Annotated in this window: 18 protein-coding genes and 3 rRNA genes; 11 read left to right on the top strand and 10 right to left on the bottom strand. The window is 70.1% G+C overall.

The genetic code is table 11. The features are described 5' to 3' along the window. Window positions 1-148: 148 nt before the first annotated feature. The 5 genes from ASG36_RS08570 to ASG36_RS08550 are packed head-to-tail and all read right to left on the bottom strand — an operon-like array spanning window position 149 to window position 6,078. The gene (locus ASG36_RS08570; protein ID WP_055761916.1) at window positions 149-835 is read right to left on the bottom strand and encodes a carbon monoxide dehydrogenase subunit G; all 687 of its coding nucleotides are present in this window, start codon (window positions 833-835) and stop codon (window positions 149-151) included. Beyond that, complete coding sequence (gene cutA, locus ASG36_RS08565; RefSeq protein WP_055761915.1) at window positions 832-3,243, bottom strand: aerobic carbon-monoxide dehydrogenase large subunit; 2,412 nt, start codon at window positions 3,241-3,243, stop codon at window positions 832-834. The genes ASG36_RS08570 and cutA overlap by 4 nt, the downstream gene beginning before the upstream one ends. Beyond that, the gene (locus ASG36_RS08560) at window positions 3,240-3,755 is read right to left on the bottom strand and encodes a (2Fe-2S)-binding protein (RefSeq protein ID WP_055761914.1); all 516 of its coding nucleotides are present in this window, start codon (window positions 3,753-3,755) and stop codon (window positions 3,240-3,242) included. The genes cutA and ASG36_RS08560 overlap by 4 nt, the downstream gene beginning before the upstream one ends. Beyond that, window positions 3,752-4,621 (bottom strand): xanthine dehydrogenase family protein subunit M, encoded by an 870-nt coding sequence (locus tag ASG36_RS08555; protein ID WP_055761912.1) that lies wholly within the window; start codon window positions 4,619-4,621, stop codon window positions 3,752-3,754. The genes ASG36_RS08560 and ASG36_RS08555 overlap by 4 nt, the downstream gene beginning before the upstream one ends. After that, the gene (locus ASG36_RS08550) at window positions 4,618-6,078 is read right to left on the bottom strand and encodes a uracil-xanthine permease family protein (RefSeq protein WP_055761909.1); all 1,461 of its coding nucleotides are present in this window, start codon (window positions 6,076-6,078) and stop codon (window positions 4,618-4,620) included. The genes ASG36_RS08555 and ASG36_RS08550 overlap by 4 nt, the downstream gene beginning before the upstream one ends. A 181-nt stretch (window positions 6,079-6,259) precedes the next feature. On the opposite strand from ASG36_RS08550, the gene ASG36_RS08545 reads away from it, so the two are divergent. Together ASG36_RS08545 and ASG36_RS08540 are read left to right on the top strand one after the other, a co-directional pair. After that, window positions 6,260-7,753, top strand: coding sequence for an FdrA family protein (locus ASG36_RS08545; protein ID WP_055761906.1), 1,494 nt, complete (start codon window positions 6,260-6,262; stop codon window positions 7,751-7,753). Continuing rightward, window positions 7,750-9,159 (top strand): DUF1116 domain-containing protein, encoded by a 1,410-nt coding sequence (locus ASG36_RS08540; RefSeq protein ID WP_157498663.1) that lies wholly within the window; start codon window positions 7,750-7,752, stop codon window positions 9,157-9,159. The genes ASG36_RS08545 and ASG36_RS08540 overlap by 4 nt, the downstream gene beginning before the upstream one ends. A 90-nt stretch (window positions 9,160-9,249) precedes the next feature. On the opposite strand, the gene ASG36_RS08535 is transcribed toward ASG36_RS08540, so the two are convergent. Both ASG36_RS08535 and ASG36_RS08530 read right to left on the bottom strand, forming a co-directional pair. Continuing rightward, a complete protein-coding gene (locus ASG36_RS08535; protein ID WP_055761903.1) occupies window positions 9,250-10,068 on the bottom strand; it encodes a mycofactocin-coupled SDR family oxidoreductase in 819 nt (272 codons plus the stop codon). Window positions 10,069-10,084: 16 nt separating this feature from the next. Further along, window positions 10,085-10,939, bottom strand: a complete 855-nt coding sequence (locus tag ASG36_RS08530) for a mycofactocin-coupled SDR family oxidoreductase (RefSeq protein ID WP_055761901.1) — start codon at window positions 10,937-10,939, stop codon at window positions 10,085-10,087. A gap of 94 nt (window positions 10,940-11,033) precedes the next feature. Between ASG36_RS08530 and ASG36_RS08525 the strand changes: the two genes are divergently transcribed. The 4 genes from ASG36_RS08525 (at window position 11,034) to ASG36_RS08510 (ending at window position 13,468) form a co-directional block, all read left to right on the top strand. Continuing rightward, entirely contained in the window at window positions 11,034-11,663 is a 630-nt protein-coding gene (locus tag ASG36_RS08525; protein WP_055761898.1) for a TetR/AcrR family transcriptional regulator, read from the top strand. Beyond that, a complete protein-coding gene (locus ASG36_RS08520) occupies window positions 11,660-12,694 on the top strand; it encodes an isopenicillin N synthase family oxygenase (RefSeq protein WP_200944367.1) in 1,035 nt (344 codons plus the stop codon). The genes ASG36_RS08525 and ASG36_RS08520 overlap by 4 nt, the downstream gene beginning before the upstream one ends. 64 nt (window positions 12,695-12,758) lie before the next feature. Next, a complete protein-coding gene (locus ASG36_RS08515) occupies window positions 12,759-13,184 on the top strand; it encodes an organic hydroperoxide resistance protein (protein WP_055761895.1) in 426 nt (141 codons plus the stop codon). After that, complete coding sequence (locus tag ASG36_RS08510; protein WP_055761892.1) at window positions 13,181-13,468, top strand: Dabb family protein; 288 nt, start codon at window positions 13,181-13,183, stop codon at window positions 13,466-13,468. Before ASG36_RS08515 ends, ASG36_RS08510 begins: the two co-directional genes overlap by 4 nt. Before the next feature lie 49 nt (window positions 13,469-13,517). Here the strand turns inward: ASG36_RS08510 and ASG36_RS08505 are convergent, their stop codons facing one another. From ASG36_RS08505 to ASG36_RS08495, 3 genes are all read right to left on the bottom strand, one after another. Further along, window positions 13,518-14,621 (bottom strand): ring-opening amidohydrolase, encoded by a 1,104-nt coding sequence (locus tag ASG36_RS08505; protein WP_055761889.1) that lies wholly within the window; start codon window positions 14,619-14,621, stop codon window positions 13,518-13,520. Beyond that, window positions 14,621-15,586 carry a carbamate kinase gene (locus tag ASG36_RS08500; protein ID WP_055761886.1) on the bottom strand — a complete coding sequence of 322 codons (966 nt, stop codon included), beginning with the start codon at window positions 15,584-15,586 and terminating at the stop codon, window positions 14,621-14,623. The genes ASG36_RS08505 and ASG36_RS08500 overlap by 1 nt, the downstream gene beginning before the upstream one ends. Window positions 15,587-15,650: 64 nt before the next feature. Beyond that, window positions 15,651-16,472: a PHP domain-containing protein gene (locus ASG36_RS08495; RefSeq protein ID WP_055761883.1), complete on the bottom strand. Its 822-nt coding sequence runs from the start codon at window positions 16,470-16,472 to the stop codon at window positions 15,651-15,653. Between the two features lie 80 nt (window positions 16,473-16,552). On the opposite strand from ASG36_RS08495, the gene ASG36_RS08490 reads away from it, so the two are divergent. The 5 genes from ASG36_RS08490 (at window position 16,553) to rrf (ending at window position 25,341) form a co-directional block, all read left to right on the top strand. Further along, window positions 16,553-18,793, top strand: coding sequence for an ATP-dependent DNA helicase RecQ (locus ASG36_RS08490; protein WP_055761880.1), 2,241 nt, complete (start codon window positions 16,553-16,555; stop codon window positions 18,791-18,793). A 55-nt stretch (window positions 18,794-18,848) separates the two neighbouring features. Next, window positions 18,849-19,478, top strand: a complete 630-nt coding sequence (locus tag ASG36_RS08485; protein ID WP_055761877.1) for an alpha-ketoglutarate-dependent dioxygenase AlkB — start codon at window positions 18,849-18,851, stop codon at window positions 19,476-19,478. 397 nt (window positions 19,479-19,875) lie between these two features. Next, a 16S ribosomal RNA gene (locus tag ASG36_RS08480) occupies window positions 19,876-21,397 on the top strand. Window positions 21,398-21,867: 470 nt separating this feature from the next. After that, window positions 21,868-25,004: ribosomal RNA gene (locus ASG36_RS08475) — 23S ribosomal RNA — on the top strand. A gap of 223 nt (window positions 25,005-25,227) precedes the next feature. Next, window positions 25,228-25,341: ribosomal RNA gene (rrf, locus tag ASG36_RS08470) — 5S ribosomal RNA — on the top strand. Together the 16S, 23S and 5S rRNA genes form the textbook arrangement of a ribosomal RNA operon. The last annotated feature ends 95 nt before the right edge of the window (window positions 25,342-25,436 follow it).

Here is a 25,436-nt window from a genome sequence, read left to right as displayed (position 1 = left end):
GCCTCCGTCGGTGAGGTGCGCCGCGGGTGCGGCGTCGTCGGGGCTCACTGCCCCGTGATCGACTCCGGCAACCCCGCAGTGATCATCTGATGCGGAACCGTTCCGTTGCCCCCGGACGAGAAGGGCGCTTCTCGTCAGCCCGGCCGGGTCAGGCCCGGCGGCCCAGCAGGTACCCCACGAGGACACCGAGCAGCGTGAGCACCCCGCCACCGACGGCGGCCAGGGCCAGCTCGGCCGGGGCCGACCCGCCGGCGGCGGTGGCTGCGGGGGCGGCGAACCGGGTGGCCGGGGCAGCCGCAGCGGCAGGTGCGGCCGATCCGGTCTGTGCGGCGGTGTCGCTGACCGCGGCGGCCGAGGGCGTCACGTTCGCGTTCGCCGGGGCCGCCGGCGCCGGGGCGGTGCCGGTGAGCTCGGCGTCGATGGCGGAGAAGAACTGCCCGGCCAGCCGCTTGGCCACCCCGGTGATCATCCGCTGGCCGACCCCGGCCACGGCGCCACCGACCACGGCGTCCGCGTCGTAGGTCAGCCTGGTGCCGCCCTCGACCTCCTCCAGGGTGATCGGCACGGTGGCCCGCACCGAACCGGGCCCGCCGGAGCCCGAGGCGTGCATGACGTAGCGGGTGGGCTCGGTCTTGTCGGTCAGCTTCACCTCACCGGCGTAGACGCCGCGGATCGCGCCGACGCCGACCGAGACGGTCATCGCGTACTCGTCCTCGCCGGTGCGCTCCAGGCCCTGGCAGCCGGGGATGGTGCGGGCCAGCACCGCGGGGTCGGTGATCGCGGCCCAGACGGCGGCGGGGGGAGCGGACAGGGTGGCGGTGCCGTCGAGCTTCACGCGGGGACTCCAGGGATGGCGGCGGGGACGCGCTCGGCGTCGGGGGAGCGGACGAGGTCGTAGAGCTCGGTGGGGCTGATCGGCATCGCGGCGATCCGGAGACCGACCGCGTCCTCGATGGCCGAGGCGATGCAGGCGGTGCCCGGGATGACGCCGGCCTCACCGGCGCCCTTGAGGCCCAGCGGGTTCAGCGGGGACGGGGTCTCCTGGTGGTCGATGACCACGTCGGGGACCTCGCTGGCGTAGGGCATCAGGAAGTCCATGAACGAGGCGTTCTGCAGCTGGCCGTCGCTGTCGTAGGCCATCCGCTCGTAGAGCGCCCCGCCCACGCCCTGGGCGACCCCGCCGTGCACCTGGCCCTCGACGATCATCGGGTTCACGATGTTCCCGCAGTCGTGCACGACGGCGTAGTCGACGACGTCGATCTCCCAGGTGGTCGGGTCGATCTCCACCACCGCGGCGTGCGCGCCCGAGGCGAAGGTCGACCGGATCGGGGAGTAGTAGTCGACGTGCTCCAGGCCGGGGGCGTCGCCGACGGCGACCGGGGGCTTGCTGTCGTCGCCGGGGCCGGCGAACTGGGTGGCCTGCCGGGCGGCCTCGTCGAAGGCGTACCGCAGCGGGTTCGACAGCACGGCCACGGTGCGCAGCGGGATCGCCGTCCCGGGCGTGCCCTTGACCTGCACCACGCCCTCGTCGATCTCGAGGTCGTCGACGTCGGCCTCGAGGATCTCCGCGGCGATCCGCAGCGCCTTGGCGCGCACCCCGCGGGCGGCCAGGGCGATGGCGTTGCCGCTCATCACCGCCGCGCGGGAGGCGAAGGTGCCCACGGCGTAACCGAAGCGCCGGGTGTCGCCGGTGGTGACCTCGACGTCCTCGATCGGGACGCCCAGCTCGTGCGCCACGATCTGCGCGAACGCCGTCTCGTGACCCTGGCCCTGGCTGGTCAGCCCGGTGGAGACCAGCACCTTGCCCGAGCCCAGCACCTGCACGTGGCCGCCCTCGTAGGGGCCGGGGCCGGTGCCCTCGACGTACATGGCCATCCCGATGCCCAGCTGCTTGCCGCGGGAGGCGGCCTCGGCCCGGCGCTCCTCGGCGCGGTCCCAGCCGACCAGGGCGACCAGCTTGTCCAGCAGGCCCTCGTAGTCACCGGAGTCGTAGATGACCGGGCGACCGTCCTGGAACGTCAGGTGGTGGTCGTAGGGGAACTGGTCCTTGCCGATCAGGTTGCGGCGGCGCACCTCGGCCCGGTCGAGCCCGAGGTGCTGGGCGATCCGGTCCATCGTGCGTTCCATCGCGTAGCAGCCCTGGGGGCGACCGGCGCCTCGGTAGGGCGTGACGATGACGGTGTTGGTGTAGACGCTGTCGATCCGCACCCGGTAGACCGGGACGGCGTACGGGCCCACCAGCTGGGTGGCCGTCACGATCGGCACGATGATCCCGTAGGGCGTGTACGCGCCGTTGTCGTGCCAGGCGCGGACGTCCAGCGCGGTCACCCGGCCCTCGTCGTCGTAGCCGACGGTGATCTCCTGGCGCTGTTCGCGCTCGTGCGCGGAGGAGATGAAGTGCTCGCGACGGTCCTCGGCCCAGTGCACGGGCTGGCCGAGCGCGATGGCGGCCATCGGGACCAGCAGTTCCTCGGGCCACGGGTGCACGATCTTGACGCCGAACCCGCCGCCGACGTCGGGCGCGACGACCTCGACCTTCTCCAACGACAGCTGCAGCTTGGCGGCGATCGCGGCCCGCACCGAGGTGGAGGCCTGGGTCGAGGTGTGCACCCGCAGCGAGGAGTCGTCGTGGTTCCACACCGCGTGCACGCCCTTGCCCTCCATCGGCATGCAGGCGCTGCGCTCGATGTACTGGGTGAAGGACAGCGTGTGCGTCGAGGCGGCCAGCGCGGCCTCCACGTCGCCGGTCTCCTGGTGGTGCCGCGCGGCCACGTTGTCCGGGACGTCCTCGTGCACCGCGTGCACGGCGGCCCGGGAGGCGTCGACGCCCACGACGACCGGCAGCTCCTCGTAGGTGACGACGATCCGGTCGCAGACGTCCTCGGCGACGTACCGGTCGGTGGCCACCACCATCACGACGGCCTCACCCACGTGCTGGACGACATCGCGGGCCAGCGGGAAGCCGGTGCGCGGGGCGGTGAGCTGGGGGTGCGGGATGAGCACGGGGAGCGGCTCGGCCATCGGGCCGAACAGGTCCTCGTAGGTGTAGACCGCGACGACGCCCTCGACGTCCAGGGCGCCGTCGACCTCGATGCCGGTGATCCGGGCGTGCGCGTAGGGGCTGCGCACGAAGGCGGCGGCGAGCGCGCCGTGCCCGATGTCGTCGGTGTAGCGCCCGCGGCCGGTGATCAGCCGCAGGTCCTCCCGCCGGCGGACCGGCTCGCCCATCAGCTTCGTGGTCACTGCGCGGCCTCCTTCATGAGGCCTGCGGCGTGCCGGCAGGCCTTCTTGATGTTGGCGTAGCCGGTGCACCGGCAGAGGTTGCCGCCGACGATCTCGTCGACCTCGTCCTCGGTGATGTCGGTGCTCTGGTCGCGGGCCTCGAGCCCGGCGGCCATGGTCATCAGGAAGCCGGGGGTGCAGAACCCGCACTGCAGGGCGTGGCACTCGCGGAAGGCGGTCTGCACCGGGTGCAGCACCTCGCCGCCCCGGCCGTCGTCCCGGGCCAGGCCCTCGACGGTGGTGACGGCCTTGCCGTCCACCTGCACGGCGAGCACCAGGCAGGAGCGCATCGGCTGCCCGTCGACCAGCACCGTGCACGCGCCGCAGACGCCGTGCTCGCAACCCACGTGGGTGCCGGTCAGCTCGAGGTCGTGGCGCAGCGCGTCGGACAGCAGCCGGCGGACCGGGACCGTCGTTTCACGTGGCACACCGTTGACGGTGACGGAGATGGTGCGCTCGGTGGAGACGCTCATCGGTTCTGTGCCTCCTGGGCGGCGCGGGCGAGGGTGCGTTCGGTGAGGACGCCGACCAGCAGCCGGCGGTAGTCCGCGCTGGCGTGCAGGTCGCCGTCGGGGTCGACGAGGGTGCGGGCCAGGGCGCCGGCGGCGGCCCAGTCGGCGGTGTCGGCGGACTGGCCGGCGACGGCCTCGGTGAGGTCGTGCACCTCGGGCACCAGCCCGACGGAGATGTAGGACGCCCGGGCGGAGGTGACCCTCGAGTCGTGGTCGAGGGTGACCGTCACGCCGGCGCCGCAGACGGCGTAGTCGCCCTTGCGGCGGGAGATCTCCTCGAACGCGGTGCCGGTGCGGGCGGGCAGGGCGGGGAAGAAGGCGTCGGTGACGACGGCCGGGCCGTGCACCGAGGTCTCCAGCGGGCCGACGAAGAAGTCCGCCCAGTCCACGACGGAGGACCCGGCCGGCGTGGCGACGGTGACCGAGCCACCGGTCAGCGCCAGCACCGAGGTCATCTCCCCGGAGGGGTCGGCGTGCGCGATCGAGCCGACGGTGGTGCCGCGGTTGCGGATCGCCGGGTGGGCGACGTTCGCGGTGGCGCGGGCCAGCAACGGCTGGACCGCGGCGGCACCGGCGTGGTGCAGCAGGTCCACGTGCCGCACCAGGGCCCCGACCCGGACGCCGTCGTCGCTCACGACGACGGCGTCCAGGTCGGGCACCCGGTTGATGTCCACGAGCGTGGTCGGCGAGGCCAACCGCATGGACAACAGGGGGAGCAGTGACTGCCCTCCGGCCATCACCTTGGCGCCCTCGCCCTCGCTCTGGAGGACGGACAGCGCCTCGCCGAGCGAGGTGGGGTCGGCGTAGCCGAAGGGTGCGGGCTTCACTGCGTGCGGGTCTCCTTCACGGTGCCTGTCTGTGCATCCAGCGACGAGGGGTCGGCGGCGCCGTCGGTCGTGTGCGCACCGGTCGCGCCCAGGGCGGGGCCGGTGCCGTGCCGGAAGCCGTCCTCGGCGTCCAGCGAGTCCTTCATCTCCCGGGGCGCGAGGGCCCGGGCCAGGTGCCAGCCGCCGACGGCGACGATGGTGCCCAGCGAGATGCCCGACAGCGAGAAGTTGTCGGTGACCTGGAGGTTGACGTTGCCGATGCCGATGATGATCCCGGCCGCGAGCGGCACGAGGTTGATCGGGTTGGCGAAGTCGACCCGGTTCTCCTTCCAGATCTTGGCGCCCAGCAGACCGATCATCCCGTAGAGGACGACGGTGATGCCGCCGAGCACGGCACCCGGGGTCGCGTTGACCACGGCGCCGAACTTGGGTACCAGGCCGAGCACGATGGCCACGATCGCGGCCACGTAGTAGGCGGCCGTGGAGTAGACCCGGGTGGCGGCCATGACGCCGATGTTCTCGGCGTAGGTGGTCGTGGGGGAGCCACCGACGGAGCTGGCGAGCACGGTGCCGACGCCGTCGGCGAAGACCGCGCGGCCCATGACCGGGTCGAGGTTGCGCTTGGTCATCTCACCGACGGCCTTGACGTGCCCGGCGTTCTCGGCGACGAGCGCGATGACCGCGGGCAGCACCAGCAGGGAGAAGTTCACCGAGAAGCTGGGGGCGGTGAAGGTGGGCAGCCCGAACCAGTCGGCCTGGCCGATCCCGTCGAGGTTGACCCGGTCGTGCGCGCTGACCACGCCGGCGCCGTCGGGGGCGGTGATCTGGCCGATGCTCGCGTCGAGCACCAGGGAGAGCACGTAGCCGAAGACCAGGCCGAGCAGGATGGAGATGCGCGACCAGAAGCCGCGCAGCGCCAGGGACACCACGACGACGAAGGCCATGGTGGCGAAGGCGACCCACTGGTCCTGGGGCCAGTACGTCTGGGCCGCGACCGGGGCCAGGTTGAAGCCGATCAGGAGCACCACGGCGCCGGTGACGGCGGGGGGGAGCACCTTGTTGACCACGACCGGACCGGCCTGCTGGATCACCAGGCCGACGATCATCAGGACGACGCCGGAGACCAGGATCGCGCCGACCACGTCGCCGCTGTCACCGCCGCCGGCCCGTACCGCGGCCACGCCGCCGACGAACGCCGCCGAGGTGCCCAGGTACGAGGGCACCTTCCCCTGCACGATCAGCAGGAAGACGATCGTCGCGATCCCGCTCATCATGATCGCGAGGTTGGCGTCCAGGCCCATGATCAGCGGGAAGACGAAGGTCGCACCGAACATGGCGACGACGTGCTGCGCGCCGATCCCGACCGTCAGCGGCCACGACAGCCGCTCGTCGGGGGCCACGGCCTGACCGGGCGGCGGGGTCTTCCCGTCGCCGTACAGCTTCCACCCGAACGCCATGGTTCCTCCTGCTCGTGACGGCAACTCGCCGCAGCCGGCGGGCTCGATCCCACCGGGAGCGGTCACTGTGACACCGACCACCGACAGTCCGGAAGTACCTCAGCGCTAAATCTTCGTGCCGGGATCATTGCATCCGGATTTCCCTCACCGCTGAGACACTTCCGCCTGTAGCGTCCGGACGGTGAGTGCCCCCACAGCAGCGGCCGGCGACCTCCAGCAGGTGCCCCGGCACGTCTCCCTGCGCAGCGGCGTCTACGCCGACTCGGTCAAGTTGATGCAGGTCAGCAAGGCGATCGGCGCCCGCGAGGGCGTCACCGCCGTGCTGGTCGCGATGGCCACGCCGCTCAACCTCGAGCTGGCCGCCGGAATGGGCCTCTCGCCCGACCCCGGGGCCAAGCCCGACCAGCTCCTCATCGCGTTGACCGCGACCGACGACGCCGAGCTCACCTCCGCGGTCGCCGCGGTCGAGGCCGCGCTGACCGCCCGCGAGGACCGCGGCTCGGCGCAGGCGATCCCCTCCCGCACGGTCGGCGCGGCCCTGGACGAGGAGCCCGAGACCCCGCTGGCGATCGTCAGCGTGCCCGGTCCGTACGCCGTCGCCGAGGCGATGGACGCGATCGCCGCCGGCCGCAGCGTGCTGGTGTTCAGCGACGGCGTCCCGGTGGAGCACGAGATCGCCCTCAAGCAGGCCGCACACGACGCCGGCGTGCTGGTGATGGGCCCCGACTGCGGGACCGCGATCGTCGCCGGGGTCTTCCTGGGCTTCGCCAACGTCGTCCGGCCCGGGCCCGTCGGCCTGGTCGCCGCCTCCGGCACCGGCGCCCAGCAGGTCAGCTGCCTGCTCGACACCGCCGGCGTCGGCGTCAGCCACGTCCTGGGTGTCGGCGGCCGCGACCTCTCCGCCGCCGTCGGCGGCCTGGCCACCCTCGACGCGCTCCGGATGCTCGAGGAGGACCCCGCCACCGAGCGGGTGCTGCTGGTCTCCAAGCCCCCGGCCCCCGAGGTCGCCGAGCGCGTCTCCGCCGCGTCGGCGGGGCTGTCCACCCCGGTGTCCAGCGCCGCGCTCTCGGCCGACAGCCCCGACCTGACCGCCGCGGTCGAGGCGCTGCTGCGCGACATGGGCGTCGCCGTCCCCACCTGGCCGACCCGGCCCGGGGCCGACCGGGCCGTGCCCGCCGGTGCCGTGCTCAAGGGCTTCTACTCCGGCGGCACGCTCGCCGACGAGGCGATGCTGGTGGCCGCCCCGGCCCTCGGCGACGTCCGCTCGAACACCCCGCTGCGCCCCGAGCTCGACCTGGGCGCGGACTTCGCCGCCCGCGGGCACGTGGTCGTCGACTTCGGGGACGACGCGCTCACGGTCGGCCGAGCGCACCCGATGATCGACCCCACGCTGCGGCTGGAGGCGATCGCGACGCTGGCCGCCAGCGGTGAGCCGGCCGTCCTGCTGCTGGACGTCGTCCTCGGCCACGGTGCCGACCCCGACCCGGCGGGTGCGCTCGCCCCGGCCCTGCGCGACCTGCAGGTCCCGGTCGTGGTCGCACTCGTCGGCACCGAGGGCGACCCGCAGGGCTGGTCGGCCCAGGCCGACGCCCTCGCCGCTGCCGGCGCCGCCGTCTTCGCCTCCAACTCCGCGGCCACCCGGCACGCACTCGACCTGATCGGGGCATCGAAGTGACCAGCCTGCTGTCCGGCCCGCCCGCCGTCGTCGCCGCCGGGGTCGACGTCTTCTCCGACGCGCTGCGCGCCCAGGGCGCCGCGGTGACCGACGTCGAGTGGCGTCCGCCGACGATCGGCTCGGCCGAGGACCTCACCCAGCTCGCGCTGGACCCGCGCCGGGCCGCCGCCAACCGGGCCGCCGTCGAGCGTGTGCTGGCCGCGGGCTCGGTGCTCACCGACGTCCTGCCCGCCCGCGACGTGCTGGGTCTGCCCGACCGCACCCTCCTGCACAGCGGACCGCCGCTGACCTGGGAGACGGCGTCGGGCCCGATGCGCGGCGCGCTCATGGGTGCGTGCCTCTACGAGGGCTGGGCCGAGACCCCCGAGGACGCCGAGGCGCTGCTGGCCTCGGGCGGCATCGCGCTGGACCCCTGCCACCACCACCGCGCCGTCGGCCCGATGGCCGGGGTGACCAGCCCGTCGATGTGGATGTGGTGCCTCACCGACCCCACCGACGGTCGGCAGGCGTTCTCCAACCTCAACGAGGGCCTGGGCAAGGTCCTCCGGATGGGCGCCTACGGCCCCGAGGTGGTCGAGCGGCTGCACTGGATGACCCGCACGCTGGGCCCGGTGCTCCAGGCCGCCGTCCGCAGCCGGTCCGCGGACCCGCTGGACGTCAAGGCCGTGCTCGCCCAGATGCTGCAGATGGGCGACGAGGGGCACAACCGCAACCGGGCCGGCTCGCTGATGACCCTGCGCGACCTGTCCCCGGCGATCGTCGAGGTGGACGCCCCGTCCTCCGACATCGCCGCCGTCCTCAGGTTCATCGGCGGCAACGAGCACTTCTTCCTCAACCTGGGCATGCCGACGGCCAAGCTCGCGATGGACGCCGCCCGCGACGTCCCCGGCTCCACGCTGGTGACCGTGCTCGCCCGCAACGGCACCGAGTTCGGCGTGCAGACCGCCGGCACCGGCGACCGCTGGTTCACCGCGCCGGCCAACACCCCGGTCGGGCTGTTCCTCGGCGACTACGGCCCGGAGGACGCCAACCCCGACATCGGCGACTCCGCGATCATGGAGACCTACGGCGTCGGCGGCTTCTGCATGGCCGCCGCCCCGGCGATCGTCCGCTTCGTCGGTGGCACGGTGCCCGACGCGCTGGCCACCACCGAGCGGATGTACCAGATCACGATGACCGAGAACCCGGCGATGCAGGTGCCGGTGCTCGGCTTCCGCGGTGCCCCGACCGGCATCGACGTCGTCTCGGTCGCCCGCACCGGTTGGCTGCCGCAGATCAACACCGGGATGGCGGGCCGGGTCGCTGGCACCGGGCAGGTCGGCGCCGGCCTGGTCCAGCCCCCCGCCGCCTGCTTCGAGCAGGCCGTCGCTGCGCTGGCCGAGGAGTCCCGCACCGCCCTCGCCTGACCCCCGCGCCCCACCCTCGGCAGGGGAAGCCCTGCACACACCCGGGAGCCCCGACGGTGTGTGCAGGGCTTCCCCTGCCTGGGGCCGATGTCAGCGGATCAGCGTCCCCAGGTCCACCGGCAGCTGGATCCCGGTGACGTGTCGGGCCTCGTCGCTGGCCAGGAACGCGACGGCGTTCGCGATGTCCTCGGGCTGGGAGAACTGGTCGGGCAGCGCCTGCATGAAGATCGGCGCCAGGGTCTGCGCGTTGGCGGCGATCAGCGGGCCCAGGTCGTCCACGGTCATCCCGGTCGCCACGCCGTGCGGGTGCACGGTGTTGACCCGGATCGAGTGCTGGGCCAGCTCGTTGGCCAGCGACTTCGCGTAGCCCACGACCCCGTGCTTGGTCGCCGCGTAGGCCGACAGGAACGGCAGCCCGCGCAGCCCGGCCACCGAGCTGGTGATGACGATCGAGCCGCCGGTGCCCTGCTCGAGCAGCGTCGGGATGGTCGCCTTGGCGGTGTGGAAGACCCCGGTGAGGTTGACCGCGACGGTCTCGTTCCACTGCTCGAGGGTGATCTCCCAGCTGTTGCCGGCCGAGCAGATCCCGGCGTTGGCGACGACGACGTCCAGGCGCCCGAGCTCGGCGACGCCCTCGGTCACCGCGGCCTGCACGGCGGTGAAGTCCCGGACGTCGGCCTGCCGGGCCACGATGCGGCGGTCCAGCGCCTCCACCTGGCGGACGGTCTCGGCGAGGTCCTCCGGGGTGGCCCCGGCGTAGTGCGTGGTGGCGGGCTGCGCGCAGACGTCGATGGCGATGACGTCGGCGCCCTCGCTGGCCAGTCGGACGGCGTGCGCGCGGCCCTGGCCGCGGGCGGCACCGGTGACGAAGGCGACCTTGCCCTCGAAGCGGCGGGTGGCGGTGGTCATGGGGATCTCCTCGGGGTCAGGCGGGGGCGCCGGAGGTCGTGGTCGCCAGCAGGGCGCCGGCGTCCACCTTGAGCTGCAGGCCGGTGACGTACCGGGCCTCGTCGGAGGCCAGGAACAGCACGGCGTTGCTGATGTCGACGGGGTCGACGAAGGGGATGGGCATCGGCTGCATGGCCGGGAAGGCGAGCATGGCGTCCTCCCGGGTCGGGTTCTCCAGGTCGGGCCGGAAGACCTTGTACATGGGCTCGCTCTGCAACATCGGGGTGTCGACGTTGGTCGGGTGCACCGCGTTGACCCGGATCGACTGCGGGGCCAGCTGCTTGGCCAGCTCGTGCACGAAGCGGGCGACGTTCTGCTTGGCGAAGCTGTAACCGGACCCGCCGGGGCCGTTCTGCGGGTTGTCCGTGCCGCCGGACAGCAGCCCGGCGACAGAGCCGGTGCAGACGATCGAGGCACCGGCGCCCAGGTGCGGCAGGGCGACCTCGACGGCGTTCAGCACGCCGGTCAGGTTCACCGCGACGACGTCGAACCAGCCCTGGACCGGGACGTCGGCGCCCAGCGGGCAGATGCCGGCGTTGGCCACGACGACGTCCAGGCGCCCGAGCTCGGCGATGCCGGCCTCGACGGCCGCGGCCAGCTGGGCGCGGTCGCGCACGTCGGCGACCCTCGTGACCACCCGGCGGTCCAGCGCCTCGATCTGGCGGGCGGTCTCGGCCAGATCGGCCTCGGTCGCCAGCGGGTAGTGGTTGGTCGCGATGTCGGCGCAGACGTCGACGGCGATGACGTCGGCGCCCTCCTGGGCCAGCCGCAGGGCGTGGCTTCGGCCCTGACCGCGGGCGGCCCCCGTCACGAACGCGACCTTGCCCGTCATCCGACCTGCCACAGCTGACCTCCACACGAGTTTGGTTGCACTCAGTGCAACGTGAGCGCGGTCACCGTAGCGCGCCCGGGCTAGCGTGGGAACCGTGTCCCTCCCGGTGCGCGAGCAGCAGCGCCGGGACAGCTGGTCGGCCCTGCAGGCCGCGGCCCTGGACCTGGTGGCCCGGCAGGGGTTCACCGCCGTCACGGTGGACGACGTCGCCACGGCCGCCGGGGTCTCCCGCCGGACCTTCTTCAACCACTTTCCCACCAAGGCCGCCGCGCTCTTCGACCCGCACCCCGACGACGCCGACCGTCTGGCCCGCCTCCTGGCCGACGTCGACACCACCGGAGGGCTGTGGGCCGCGCTGCGTTCGGTCCTCGTGGAGTTCGTCGGTGGCTTCGCGGCCGTGCTCCCGGTCCGGCGCCGGTTGGTGGCCGAGGACGCCGAGCTGGACGTCTACCACCGCACCGCCCACCGGCACGTCGGTCACGCCGTCGAGACGTGGACGCGGGACCGGCTGCCCGGCGACCCGCACCGGGCCGCCCTGGTCGCCGAGGCCGTCGCCGCCGTGCTCATCACCGCGTTCACCACCTGGGACCCCGACGACGACCCGGCCGTGTTCGTCGAGCTGGTCGCCCGCGGCTTCGACGTCCTCGGCGCCGGCCTGGCCCGACCCGGAGGCGACACCGCCGTGACACCGGCGCAACACGGCTGCGCCAGCCTGGGCCGGTGAGCTTCGAGGTCCCCGTCGTCGACATCTCCCCCTACGTCACCGGGGTCGGTGACCGGGCTGCGACCGCCGCGGCCATGGACGCCGCCTGCCGTTCCGTCGGCTTCGTCCAGGTGGTCGGGCACGGTGTCCCGTCGGCCGCGGCCGACGGGCTCGCCGCCGCGATGGACGCCTTCTTCGGGCAGCCGACCGAGGCGAAGCTCGCCGTCCGGACCCCGCCGGAGGTCAACCGCGGCTACAGCCCGCCGAGGAGCGAGTCGCTGTCGCTGTCGCTGGGCGTGGAGTCCGCGGCCCGGATGAACGACTTCTTCGAGGCCTTCAACGTCGGCGCCTCCCAGGACACCTACCCGGCGGTGCCCGACCTGCCGGTGCCGGACTACGCGCCCAACACCTGGCCGGACGTCGCGGGCTTCCAGGCCGCGGTGGACGTGTGGTTCGCCGAGGCGGCCCGGGTCGCCCGCACCCTCACCCGGGTCTTCGCCGACGCCCTCGACCTGCCCGCGGACTTCTTCGACCGCATCACCGGGCACTCCCTGGACGTGCTGCGGATGAACAACTACGCGCTGCCCCCGGGCACCGTGGACCTCGACGGCGAGCTGACCGGCATGGGCGAGCACACCGACTACGGGATCGTCACCGTGCTCTGGGCCGACCAGGTGCCGGGCCTGCAGGTGCTCGCCGCCGACGGCAGCTGGCACGACGTCTCCCCGGTCGACGGCGCGCTGCTGGTCAACCTGGGGGACGTGACCGCGCGGCTGACCAACGAGCGCTGGTCCTCGACCCTGCACCGGGTCAAGCCGCCGATCGTGGACGGCGCCATCCGCCGGCGCCGGTCGGCCGCGTTCTTCCACGACGGGGACGTCGACGCCGTCATCTCCACCCTGCCCAGCTGCCTGGACCCGGGGGAGGTGCCGCGCTACCTGCCGGTGACGGTCGGGGAGCACGTCGCGGCCAAGCTCCGCGGCTCGCGGGCGGGCGTGGTCAACACCGCCGCCGAGCGGGAGGCCGCCCGGGTGCTCGCCGCCCGCAGCTGAGGGAATCCCCGGGCGGCACCGTGTCTTGGCCCAGGTGACCACCCCGACCACCTGGAGGACCACCGTGCCCGTCGTCTACACCGCCATCGCCACCGCGACCGGGGAGGGCCGCAACGGCCACGCCCGGTCCTCCGACGGGCTCATCGACGTCGACCTCGCGACGCCGGCCGAGATGGGCGGCGCCGGCGGGGCGACCAACCCCGAGCAGCTGTTCGCCGCCGGCTACGCGGCCTGCTTCCACTCCGCGCTCAAGGTCGTCGCCAAGCGCGAGGGCACCACCCTGGCCGACTCCGCGGTCACCGCCGAGGTCGGCATCGGCCCGAACGACGCCGGCGGCTTCGGCCTGGAGGTCGTGTTGCACGTGGAACTGGGCGGCGGGCTGGACCAGGCCGCCGCCGAGGCGCTCGTCGAGGCCGCGCACCAGGTGTGCCCGTACTCCAACGCGACCCGCGGCAACATCCCGGTCACCCTCGAGACCACGGTCGCGTGATCCGCAACGTCGTCGTCGGACGGCTGCTGACCGGGGCCGACCCGGCCGCCGTCCAGACCGCGCTCGACGCGATCGTCGCGTTGCCCGTGCAGGGCTGTCTGGACGTCCGGGTGGGGCGCGACGCCGGGCTCCGGGACGGCGCCTGGGGCTTCGCGATCACCAGCGACTGGGTGGACGCCGAGGCCTACCGGGTCTACGACCTGGACGCCGAGCACAACCGGATCCGGGCGGAGCTGTTCGGGCCGTTGTGCGCCGAGATCGCCCGCGTCCAGTTCGAGGCCTGAACGCACGAGCGGCCCGCACCCCGGTGGGTGCGGGCCGCTCGCGTCGTCGTCAGGCCTTGACGATGGCGGCGACGGGGCCGCCGCCCGAGGGGCCCTGGTGCACGGCGGCGACGGAGACGAAGACCGCCGGGTCGCCGGTCACCGAGGCGGCGACGCCGCCCACGGTGGCCTTGATCTGGCGGTGCCAGAACACGTCGGAGTCGTCGAGCATCGCGTTGCGACGGCCACGGACGTAGCCGGTCGGGTCGGCCTCGCACTTGAGGAAGACGTTGACCAGGTCGTCGCCCAGGTCGGAGGTGCGGGGGCGCTCGGGCAGCTCGAGACCGGCCTCGCGGATGGCGTCCCAGATGCCGTCGGTGTCCAGGGCGTCCTTCATGACCGAGTGGCCGATGCGGTAGGCCCCGCCGTGCCCGCGGGCGTTGCCGACGACGACGATCTGCGCCTGGTCGAGCTCCACGCCCGAGGAGCAGGACGCGACGGACGAGAACAGCGAGAAGTCCCGCATGACCTGCTTCTGCTCGGGCAGCTCGATCTCGCCGAGGGCCAGCGCGATGCCCAGCGCCGTGGTGCCGTTGGAGAGGTCCATCGAGCCGTGCGGCTCGTCGTAGTAGGTCTCCTGGCCGCGCGACTTGGCCTCGCGGATCGTCTCGATCGTCAGCAGCGGGGTCTTGGTCTGCACGTAGTGCACGTCGGCGGGGTCGGTGATCCCGGCCTCGGCCATCGCCCGGCGGACGCCCTCGGCGACCTTCTCGACCATGGTGATCCGGCCGATGTCCTCGGGCAGCAGCACCTCGCTCATCGCGAAGCCGACGGTCAGCCGGGGCTCGTCGGTCTTCTCGACCGAGTCCTCGGGCAGCGTGGCGAAGATCGTGGCGTGCGGGCTGATGACGCCGTCGGTGCCACCGGACCACACGATCGGGATCTGCTTGACCTCGGCCTCGCTGCGGGTGCCCTTGGCCATCAGCACCTCGCGGAAGGCCCGGTCGGCGATGATCCGGGTGTAGTCGTTGACCCCGCCGTTGCCCTCGGTCTTGCCGATGACGGCGACGACGCGGTCGGCGTCCATGACGCCCTCGTCGATGAGCTTGGCGAGCTCCGAGGCGTCACTCACGTTGTGCAGCGGGACCTTGCGGACCTCGATCGGTGCGGGCATCAGGACTCCTCCTGGTTGATGACGGTGCCGACGGCGTCGTCGGCGACGGCTTCTGCGATGTGTTCGAGAGAGGTGATGACGGCGCGACGGCCGGTCCCGCCGGCGACGAACCGCAGCGCGGCGTCGACCTTCGGGCCCATGCTGCCGCGCGCGAACTGGCCGGCCGCGGCGTGCTCGCGCAGCTCGGCGACGGTGACCCGACCCAGCGGCCGGGCGTCCGGGGTGCCGAAGTCGACCATGACGTTGTCGACGTCGGTGGCGATGACCAGGGTGTCGGCGCCGAGCTCGGCGGCCATCAACGCCGCGGTCAGGTCCTTGTCGATGACGGCTTCGACCCCGCGCAGCGCGGCGCCGTCCCGGCCGTCGTCGACGACCGGGATCCCGCCGCCGCCGGCGCAGACGACGACGTACCCGGCACCGGCCAGGGTGCGGACGGCGGGGGAGTCGAGCACCGACAGCGGAGCCGGCGAGGCGACGACGCGGCGCCAGCCCTTGGCCCCGCGGTCCTCCCAGGTCTGGCCCAGGTCGATGAACCGCTGCGCCTGGTCGCGGGGCAGGAAGCGGCCGACGGGCTTGGTGGGCTCGGTGAATCCGGGGTCTCCGGCGTCCACGAGCGTGCGGGTGACCAGGGCGGCGGTGCGCTGGGTCAGTCCCCGGGCGGCGAGGGCGGCGTCCAGCTCGTCGACGACGGTGAAGCCGATCGTGGCCTGGGTCTGGGCGACGTTCCAGTCCAGCGGGACCGGGGGGACCTCGTGCGCGGCCAGTTCGTTCTTGACCAGCAGGTTCCCCACCTGGGGGCCGTTGCCGTGGGTCAGCACGACCTGGACCCCGGTGGCGACGACGTCGGCCACGTGCCCGGAGGCGACGGCGATGGCCGCTCGCTGGGCGCCGGGTGTCGCCGACCCGTCCGCCCCGGTCATCGCGTTGCCGCCCAGGGCGATCACGACGGTGCGGGGTGAGGTCATGGACGGACCCTAGCGGGATTTCTCTTAGCGGTGAAGTAGTTCACCCTCGGGGGTTCGGGCGGGGTCAGCGCCGCCAGAAGTCGAACCGGTCGCGGCCGGGGGAGAACCCGGCCGCCTCGACCACGTCGACGGCGAGGTCGAACCGCTGGCCGACGGCGGTGGGGGTGTGCGCGTCGCTGCCGAAGCTGACTGCCTCGCCGCCCTCGTCCCGGAACCAGCGCACCAGCTCCACCGAGGCGAGCGGGCTGGTCGTGTTGACCTCCAGCGCCCGCCCGGTCTCGGCCAGCGCCCGGAACACCTCGCGGTACTCGGCCTCGAAGGGGAGCTCGGCGTACCTGTCGCGGCCGCCGGGCCAGTAGCGGCGCGGGTAGTCCACGTGGGCGAGCACCTGGAACACGTCGCTGGCCCGCACCATCGCGGCCATCTCGGTGAGGTAGCGGCGCATCGTGGCGTCGGCACCGGAGCGGGTGAGCATCCGGTTGACCCCGATCAGCCGTTCGCCCTGGGTGAGGGAGTGCAGGGAGCCCAGGACCCGGTCCACCGGCGCCGCGGCCAGGTGCTTCGCGACGCTGGCCGCGAACAGGTGCGGCTCGCCTGCCTCGACCCCGGAGACCACCCGCAGCTCGGGGAACCGGTCCCGGCACTCGGCGATGGACGCGGCGTAGGCCTCGACGTCGATGGGGCGCTGGTTGGCCGGGTGCCGGTCCACCAGGCCGTCCCGGCTGGCCCGGTCCTCGGCGGCCCAGACGGTGAAGTCCAGGTGCTCGGTGAACGCGACCGCGGGCAGTCCGATCCGGACGGCCTGCTCGCAGGTCTCCACCATCGAGGCCCAGGGCCCGGTGTCCCACGAGAACTCGGTGTGCACGTGGTTGTCGGGAGGAAGCATCGAGGTGCATCCTCCCCCGTCGTCCACAGGTCCGCCTCGTCGGGCGGGGACTGTCACACCGGGTGCCTAGTGTCGGACCCATGAGCACCGCCGTGGCACCCACCGAGATCGCCGACGAGGCCCTCGCGGTCCTCCGTGAGCTCACCGGGCGGGCCGACGCGGTCTTCCGCGAGGGCCAGGACGCCGCGGTCTCCGCCCTGGTGGAGCGGCACCAGCGCGCCCTGGTCGTGCAGCGCACGGGCTGGGGCAAGTCGGCGGTCTACTTCGTGTCCACCGCGCTGCTCCGCCGTCGCGGCGCCGGCCCCACGCTGCTGGTGTCGCCCCTGCTGGCCCTGATGCGCGACCAGGTGGCCGCCGCCGCGCGGGCCGGGATCAAGGCGGTGGAGATCTCCAGCGCCAACGCCACCGAGTGGGACGACGTCGCCGCGCGGCTGGCCGCCGACGACGTCGACGTCCTGCTGGTCTCCCCGGAGCGGTTGACCAACCCGCGGTTCCGCGACGAACAGCTGCCCGACCTGGTCGACCGGTGCGGCCTGCTGGTGGTGGACGAGGCGCACTGCGTGTCCGACTGGGGCCACGACTTCCGGCCGGACTACCGGCGCATCCGCGAGCTGCTGGGCCGACTGCCCGCCGGCACCCCGGTGCTGGCCACGACGGCGACGGCCAACGAGCGCGTGGTCGCCGACGTCGCCGAGCAGCTGGGTTCCGGCGGCGTCGACGTGACCACCGTCCGGGGGCCCCTGGCCCGGGACTCCCTGCGGCTGGGCGTGCTCCGGCTGGACACCGACCGGGCCCGGCTGGCCTGGCTGTCCGCCCACCTGGAGGACCTCCCGGGCAGTGGCATCGTCTACACCCTCACCGTGGCCGCGGCCGAGGAGACCGCCGCGCTGCTCCGCGACGCCGGCCACGAGGTGCGCTCCTACACCGGGCGGCTCGACGACGCCGACCGCAAGGACGCCGAGGAGGCCCTGCGGGAGAACCGGGTGAAGGCGCTGGTGGCCACCTCCGCGCTGGGCATGGGCTTCGACAAGCCGGACCTGGGCTTCGTGGTCCACCTGGGGGCGCCGTCGTCCCCGGTCAGTTACTACCAGCAGGTCGGTCGTGCCGGCCGTGCCGTGGAGCACGCCGACGTGCTGCTGCTCCCCGGGCCCGAGGACATCGCGATCTGGCAGTGGTTCGCCACGTCCTCCATGCCCCGGGAGGACCACGCCGCCTCCGTGCTCTCGGCCATGGCCGACGGGAAGGCCTGGTCGGTGGCCCGTCTGGAGACCGTCGCCGACGTCCGCCGGTCCCGGCTGGAACTGCTCCTGAAGGTGCTCTCCGTCGACGGGGCCGTGGAGCGGGTCCAGGGCGGCTGGCGCTCGACCGGGGTCCCGTGGGTCTACGACGCCGACCGGTACGCCCGGGTCACCCGCACCCGGGAGGCCGAGCAGCGGTCGATGATCGCCTACGCCCGACCGGTCGGGGAGGCGGAGTGCCGGATGGCGTTCCTGCAGACCGCCCTGGACGACCCGACGGCCGCCCCCTGTGGACGGTGCGACGTCTGCGCCGGCCCCTGGTACGCCACCGACATCCCGGCCGGGGCGTCCGAGGCGGCCACCGCGCGGCTCGACCGGCCCGGTGTCGAGCTGCCGCCACGGGCCCAGTGGCCGACCGGTGCCGACCGACTCGGCGTCGAGGTCAAGGGCAAGATCGCGCCCGGCGACCAGGTGCTGCCCGGCCGCGCCGTCGCCCGGCTCACCGACCTGGGCTGGGGTCAGCGGCTGCGCACCCTCTTGGGGGACGACGGCGTGGGCGGGGTCGCCACCCTGGCCGAGGACCTCGAGGCGCCTCCCCTGGAGGAGGACCCGGATGCCGCCCTCGACGTCGCGCACCGGGTGATCCGACCCGGGGTCGCCTCCGACGCGCCGCCCACCGACCAGCTGATGAGCGCCTGCGCCCGGGTCCTCGGCGCCTGGGACTGGGCCGACCGTCCGGTCGCGGTCGTCTCGATCCCGTCCCGGCGGCGCCCGGCTCTGGTGTCCGGGGTGGCCCTGGGGCTGTCCCGGCTGGGTCGGCTCCCCTACCTGGGGGAGCTCGAGCTCGCCCACGGCGGGCCGACCGGCGGACCCGGGGGCAACTCCGCCTTCCGGCTGGCCGGGGTGTGGCAGCGGATCGTGGTCGGTGACGAGCTCCGCGGCCGCCTGGCCGAGCTGTCCGGACCCGTGCTGCTGGTCGACGACCTCGCCGACTCGCGCTGGACGACGACCGTCGCCGGCCGCGAGCTGCGCCGGGCCGGGGCCAGTGGGGTGCTCCCGTTCGTGCTCGCCCTCTCCGCCTGACCCCTCCGTCCACAGGGTTTCGCACACCTGTTCGAAACTCCGTTAGCCTGTGGACATGCCTGTGGCTCACCAGCTGTCCATGTGGGACGTCGCCGAGTCCGCCTCGCTGGGCCCGCTCGGGGACCGGGTCACCCGGCACCACCTGAGTCGTGGGGCGTGGCTCGACCACCTGCCCGGTTGGGTGCTCGGTTCCGACGAGGTGCTCGAGGTCCTGCTCGGGGACATCGGCTGGCGTTCCGACCGGCGGCAGATGTACGACCGCGAGGTGGCTGTGCCCCGGCTCCTCCGCTGGTACGCCGGCGGCGAGGAGCTGCCCCACCCGCTGCTCGACGCTGCCCGCGGCGCACTCGACCAGCACTACGCGGCCGAACTCGGCGAGCCCTTCGTCTCCGCCGGCCTGTGTCTGTACCGGGACGGTCGGGACTCCGTCGCCTGGCACGGCGACACGATCGGCCGGGGTCGCTCGACCGACACGATGGTCGCGATCGTGTCCTTCGGGTCGCCTCGCGTCCTGGCGCTGCGCCCCGTCGGCGGCGGGGAGTCGCTGCGGTTCCCCCTCGGCCACGGGGACCTGGTGGTGATGGGTGGTTCCTGCCAACGCACCTGGGAGCACGCGGTCCCCAAGACCGCGGCACCCGTCGGACCGCGGGTCAGCGTCCAGTTCCGCCCCCGCGGCGTCGCCTGACACGGGCCGTCCTGCCTGCTCAGGGCCGATGTGAGGGGTGGTGTCGGAGGGCCCTGGACCCCCCTCTGGGGACCCCCCTGCGAGGGCCCTCAGAAGGCGTGTATGGTTCTCCATGCACCGCGAAACACCGGGGCGGGACGAGAGTCCAGCCCCCGAGCCAGCCCCCCGGGGTTGACGAGCTCGGAGCGTGGAGTAGCGTGTAGCAGCCACCAGGAAGACGAAGCCCGCAAGGGCTGGCGTTCCTGAGTGTCCGCTCCTTGAGAACTCAACAGCGTGCTGAAAGTCAGTGCCATATGTTTTACCCCAGCCTCGAGGCCTTTGGGTTTGTCGGGGTGGGTTCCTTTGGTTGATTGACATCGAGAGTGCCAACTCTTGGTTCTCAGCCGTGATCAAATCATCTACGGAGAGTTTGATCCTGGCTCAGGACGAACCTGGCGGCGTGCTTAACACATGCAAGTCGAGCGAGGCCCATCTTTCGGGGTGGTGCCCTAGCGGCGAACGGGTGAGTAACACGTGGGCAACCTGCCCTCAGCTCTGGGATAACTCCAAGAAATTGGTGCTAATACCGGATATGACTACTGGCCGCATGGTCTGGTGGTGGAAAGATTTATCGGCTGAGGATGGGCCCGCGGCCTATCAGCTTGTTGGTGGGGTGATGGCCCACCAAGGCGACGACGGGTAGCCGGCCTGAGAGGGTGACCGGCCACACTGGGACTGAGACACGGCCCAGACTCCTACGGGAGGCAGCAGTGGGGAATATTGCGCAATGGGCGGAAGCCTGACGCAGCGACGCCGCGTGAGGGATGACGGCCTTCGGGTTGTAAACCTCTTTCAGCAGGGACGAAGCGAAAGTGACGGTACCTGCAGAAGAAGCACCGGCCAACTACGTGCCAGCAGCCGCGGTAATACGTAGGGTGCAAGCGTTGTCCGGAATTATTGGGCGTAAAGAGCTCGTAGGCGGTTTGTCGCGTCGGCTGTGAAAGCCCGGAGCTCAACTCCGGGTCTGCAGTCGATACGGGCAGACTTGAGTGTTGCAGGGGAGACTGGAATTCCTGGTGTAGCGGTGAAATGCGCAGATATCAGGAGGAACACCGGTGGCGAAGGCGGGTCTCTGGGCAACAACTGACGCTGAGGAGCGAAAGCGTGGGGAGCGAACAGGATTAGATACCCTGGTAGTCCACGCCGTAAACGTTGGGCGCTAGGTGTGGGGGCCATTCCACGGTCTCCGTGCCGCAGCTAACGCATTAAGCGCCCCGCCTGGGGAGTACGGCCGCAAGGCTAAAACTCAAAGGAATTGACGGGGGCCCGCACAAGCGGCGGAGCATGTTGCTTAATTCGATGCAACGCGAAGAACCTTACCTAGGCTTGACATGTGCGGAAATYCTCCAGAGATGGTGGGTCCGTAAGGGTCGCACACAGGTGGTGCATGGTTGTCGTCAGCTCGTGTCGTGAGATGTTGGGTTAAGTCCCGCAACGAGCGCAACCCTCGTTCCATGTTGCCAGCGGATAATGCCGGGGACTCATGGGAGACTGCCGGGGTCAACTCGGAGGAAGGTGGGGATGACGTCAAATCATCATGCCCCTTATGTCTAGGGCTGCAAACATGCTACAATGGCCGGTACAAAGGGCTGCGATACCGCGAGGTGGAGCGAATCCCAAAAAGCCGGTCTCAGTTCGGATTGGGGTCTGCAACTCGACCCCATGAAGTTGGAGTCGCTAGTAATCGCAGATCAGCAACGCTGCGGTGAATACGTTCCCGGGCCTTGTACACACCGCCCGTCACGTCACGAAAGTCGGTAACGCCCGAAGCCGGTGGCCCAACCCCTTGTGGGAGGGAGCCGTCGAAGGCGGGATCGGCGATTGGGACGAAGTCGTAACAAGGTAGCCGTACCGGAAGGTGCGGCTGGATCACCTCCTTTCTAAGGAGCACTGGCCGCCACACTCGTTGTGGTGGTCCAGAGCCGTGCACGGGCCGTGAGGTCYCCRCATYCTGTGGGGGTCCTGGTGTTCGTGACGGAGCTCAAGGGTGGAACACTGACCAGTTCGGTTGATGATGGTCATCGGCCCCTAGTACAGCTGCCTTCGGGTGGTGGGAACGGGGATGGTGGCGGTCGGAGGCCGTAGGCACGCTGTTGGGTCCTGAGGGAGCGGACCCTGCGCCGGTAGGCGCGGGGGAGGCGATCTCGTGGGGGACCARCCGTCCGTCACACCGCCGCAKTAATGCGGGTCTGGTGGCGGCATGGGGTTGGTCGACTCTCCGTACTTTGAGAACTGCACAGTGGACGCGAGCATCTTGTAGGAAAYAATGACTCCTGCACCGTGACCGTGAAGCACTCGTTCGCCTCTAGGGGTGGGTTSGTGTGGATGGCYGGGGTGTGGGTTTGTGTGTGTTCAAGTTAGTAAGGGCACACGGTGGATGCCTTGGCACCAGGAGCCGATGAAGGACGTAGGAGGCTGCGATAAGCCTCGGGGAGCTGTCAACCGAGCGTTGATCCGAGGATTTCCGAATGGGGGAACCCCGCACCAGTCATGTGGTGTGACCCTCGCCTGAACACATAGGGCGAGTGGAGGGAACGTGGGGAAGTGAAACATCTCAGTACCCACAGGAAGAGAAAACAACCGTGATTCCGTGAGTAGTGGCGAGCGAAAGCGGATGAGGCTAAACCAGTCACATGTGACAGCCGGCAGGCGTTGTGTGGTTGGGGTCGTGGGACGTTCTTAGATCTTCTGCCGAAGGTCTGGAGAGTCAGAAAAGTGTGTTGTTAGTGGAAGGCCTCTGGAAGGGGTCGCCATAGAGGGTGAGAGCCCCGTACACGAAAACGCGCACTCTCTCTTGAGCTCATCCCAAGTAGCACCGGGCCCGTGAAATCCGGTGTGAATCTGGCGGGACCACCCGCTAAGCCTAAATACTCCCTGGTGACCGATAGCGGACAAGTACCGTGAGGGAAAGGTGAAAAGTACCCCGGGAGGGGAGTGAAATAGTACCTGAAACCGTGTGCCTACAAGCCGTGGGAGCCTTATGCGTTTTCGGACGTGGGGGTGACTGCGTGCCTTTTGAAGAATGAGCCTGCGAGTTAGCGGTACGTGGCGAGGTTAACCCGTGTGGGGTAGCCGTAGCGAAAGCGAGTCCGAACAGGGCGTKTGAGTCGCGTGCTCTAGACCCGAAGCCGAGTGATCTACCCATGGCCAGGTTGAAGCGCGGGTAAGACCGCGTGGAGGACCGAACCCACTTCAGTTGAAAATGGAGGGGATGAGCTGTGGGTAGGGGTGAAAGGCCAATCAAACTCGGTGATAGCTGGTTCTCCCCGAAATGCATTTAGGTGCAGCGTCACGTGTTTCTTGCCGGAGGTAGAGCACTGGATGGTCTAGGGGCCCCACAAGGTTACTGAAATCAACCAAACTCCGAATGCCGGTAAGTGAGAGCGTGGCAGTGAGACTGCGGGCGATAAGGTTCGTAGTCGAGAGGGAAACAGCCCAGATCAACAGCTAAGGCCCCTAAGCGTGTGCTAAGTGGAAAAGGATGTGGAGTCGCAGAGACAACCAGGAGGTTGGCTTAGAAGCAGCCACCCTTGAAAGAGTGCGTAATAGCTCACTGGTCAAGTGATTCCGCGCCGACAATGTAGCGGGGCTCAAGCACACCGCCGAAGCTTTGGCATTCATGCAATAGCCTGCCTTTCGATCAAGGTCGTTGGGCCAGGTGTGTGGATGGGTAGGGGAGCGTCGTGTGGCGGTGGAAGCGGCGGAGTGATCCAGCCGTGGACGCCACACGAGTGAGAATGCAGGCATGAGTAGCGAAAGGGGAGTGAGAAACTCCCCCGCCGGATGACCAAGGGTTCCTGGGCCAGGCTAATCCGCCCAGGGTGAGTCGGGACCTAAGGCGAGGCCGACAGGCGTAGTCGATGGACAACGGGTTGATATTCCCGTACCCGCGAAAGAGCGTCCATGCTGAGCTCAGCGATGCTAACCACCTGAAGCCCCGTGATGGCTTCCCTTCGGGGGAGTCGCGTGTGGGTGGAACGTGGGACCCGGACTGGTAGTAGGCAAGCGATGGGGTGACGCAGGAAGGTAGTCCTACCGGTGAGTGGTAGTACCGGTGCAAGGGTGTGGCCCGTTCGATAGGCAAATCCGTCGAACACACAGGGTGAGACCTGACGCATAGCCGAATGAGGCGAATTGGATGATCCTATGCTGCCGAGAAAAGCCTCTAGCGAGCTCTGAGCGGCCCGTACCCCAAACCAACTCAGGTGGTCAGGTAGAGAATACCAAGGCGATCGAGCGAACTGTGGTTAAGGAACTCGGCAAAATGCCCCCGTAACTTCGGGAGAAGGGGGGCCATTGTCTGTGAACCGACTAGCTCGGGGCAGCAGATGGTGGCCGCAGAGACCAGTGAGAAGCGACTGTTTACTAAAAACACAGGTCCGTGCGAAGTCGAAAGACGATGTATACGGACTGACGCCTGCCCGGTGCTGGAACGTTAAGGGGACGGGTTAGCTTTACGGCGAAGCTCAGAACTCAAGCGCCAGTAAACGGCGGTGGTAACTATAACCATCCTAAGGTAGCGAAATTCCTTGTCGGGTAAGTTCCGACCTGCACGAATGGCGTAACGACTTCTCAGCTGTCTCAACCACAGGCTCGGCGAAATTGCACTACGAGTAAAGATGCTCGTTACGCGCGGCAGGACGGAAAGACCCCGGGACCTTCACTACAGCTTGATATTGGTGTTCGGTTCGGTTTGTGTAGGATAGGTGGGAGACTGTGAAGCGGGCACGCCAGTGTTCGTGGAGTCGTCGTTGAAATACCACTCTGGTCGAATTGGATGTCTAACCTCGGTCCGTGATCCGGATCAGGGACAGTGTCAGGTGGGTAGTTTAACTGGGGCGGTTGCCTCCCAAAATGTAACGGAGGCGCCCAAAGGTTCCCTCAGCCTGGTTGGCAATCAGGTGTTGAGTGCAAGTGCACAAGGGAGCTTGACTGTGAGACCGACGGGTCGAGCAGGAGCGAAAGCTGGGACTAGTGACCCGGCACCGGCATGTGGAAGCGGTGTCGCTCAACGGATAAAAGGTACCCCGGGGATAACAGGCTGATCTTCCCCAAGAGTCCATATCGACGGGATGGTTTGGCACCTCGATGTCGGCTCGTCGCATCCTGGGGCTGGAGTAGGTCCCAAGGGTTGGGCTGTTCGCCCATTAAAGCGGCACGCGAGCTGGGTTTAGAACGTCGTGAGACAGTTCGGTCCCTATCCGCCGTGCGCGTAAGAGACTTGAGAAGAGCTGTCCCTAGTACGAGAGGACCGGGACGGACGAACCTCTGGTGTGCCAGTTGTTCCGCCAGGAGCACTGCTGGTTGGCTACGTTCGGCAGGGATAACCGCTGAAAGCATCTAAGCGGGAAGCTCGCTTCGAGATGAGGTCTCTCACCGGGTCAACCGGGTAAGGCCCCCGCCCAGACCAGCGGGTTGATAGGCCGGAAGTGGAAGCACAGCAATGTGTGGAGCTGACCGGTACTAATAGGCCGAGGGCTTGACCAACACACCTTGCATTGANCAGACCAGCGGGTTGATAGGCCGGAAGTGGAAGCACAGCAATGTGTGGAGCTGACCGGTACTAATAGGCCGAGGGCTTGACCAACACACCTTGCATTGATTGATCTRCTGTCTCGCGTCCACTGTGCGGTTCTGAAAGTGCGGAACCCATCGTTCCACYACCCCCCTGTCTTGACCGGATGGGTGTGGGTGGAGACTTTCACAGCGTTACGGCGGTCATGGCGAGAGGGAAACGCCCGGTCTCATTCCGAACCCGGAAGCTAAGCCTCTCAGCGCCGATGGTACCATCATTCCCGAAACGGGGTCACAGCTACGGCTGTGGCCCCGTTTCGGCGTTCTGGTGACACCCCCTGTAGTGCAAGAAGCGCCTTTCTCGTCAGGACTCCTGGCGAGAAAGGCGCTTCTCGTCGTCTGGGG

The organism is Geodermatophilus sp. Leaf369, assembly GCF_001424455.1.
Lineage (GTDB): Bacteria > Actinomycetota > Actinomycetes > Mycobacteriales > Geodermatophilaceae > Klenkia.
Note: the sequence above shows the minus strand (reverse complement) of the source record. Positions and strands in the feature narration are given on the sequence as shown.

Coding starts and splice junctions, on each gene's coding strand:
- ASG36_RS08560 (WP_055761914.1), bottom strand. CDS start 3,755: ATGAGCGTCTCCACCGAGCGCACCATCTCCGTCACCGTCAACGGTGTG.
- ASG36_RS08550 (WP_055761909.1), bottom strand. CDS start 6,078: ATGGCGTTCGGGTGGAAGCTGTACGGCGACGGGAAGACCCCGCCGCCC.
- ASG36_RS08535 (WP_055761903.1), bottom strand. CDS start 10,068: ATGACCACCGCCACCCGCCGCTTCGAGGGCAAGGTCGCCTTCGTCACC.
- ASG36_RS08530 (WP_055761901.1), bottom strand. CDS start 10,939: ATGACGGGCAAGGTCGCGTTCGTGACGGGGGCCGCCCGCGGTCAGGGC.
- ASG36_RS08505 (WP_055761889.1), bottom strand. CDS start 14,621: ATGCCCGCACCGATCGAGGTCCGCAAGGTCCCGCTGCACAACGTGAGT.
- ASG36_RS08500 (WP_055761886.1), bottom strand. CDS start 15,586: ATGACCTCACCCCGCACCGTCGTGATCGCCCTGGGCGGCAACGCGATG.
- ASG36_RS08495 (WP_055761883.1), bottom strand. CDS start 16,472: ATGCTTCCTCCCGACAACCACGTGCACACCGAGTTCTCGTGGGACACC.
- ASG36_RS08490 (WP_055761880.1), top strand. CDS start 16,553: ATGAGCACCGCCGTGGCACCCACCGAGATCGCCGACGAGGCCCTCGCG.
- ASG36_RS08485 (WP_055761877.1), top strand. CDS start 18,849: ATGCCTGTGGCTCACCAGCTGTCCATGTGGGACGTCGCCGAGTCCGCC.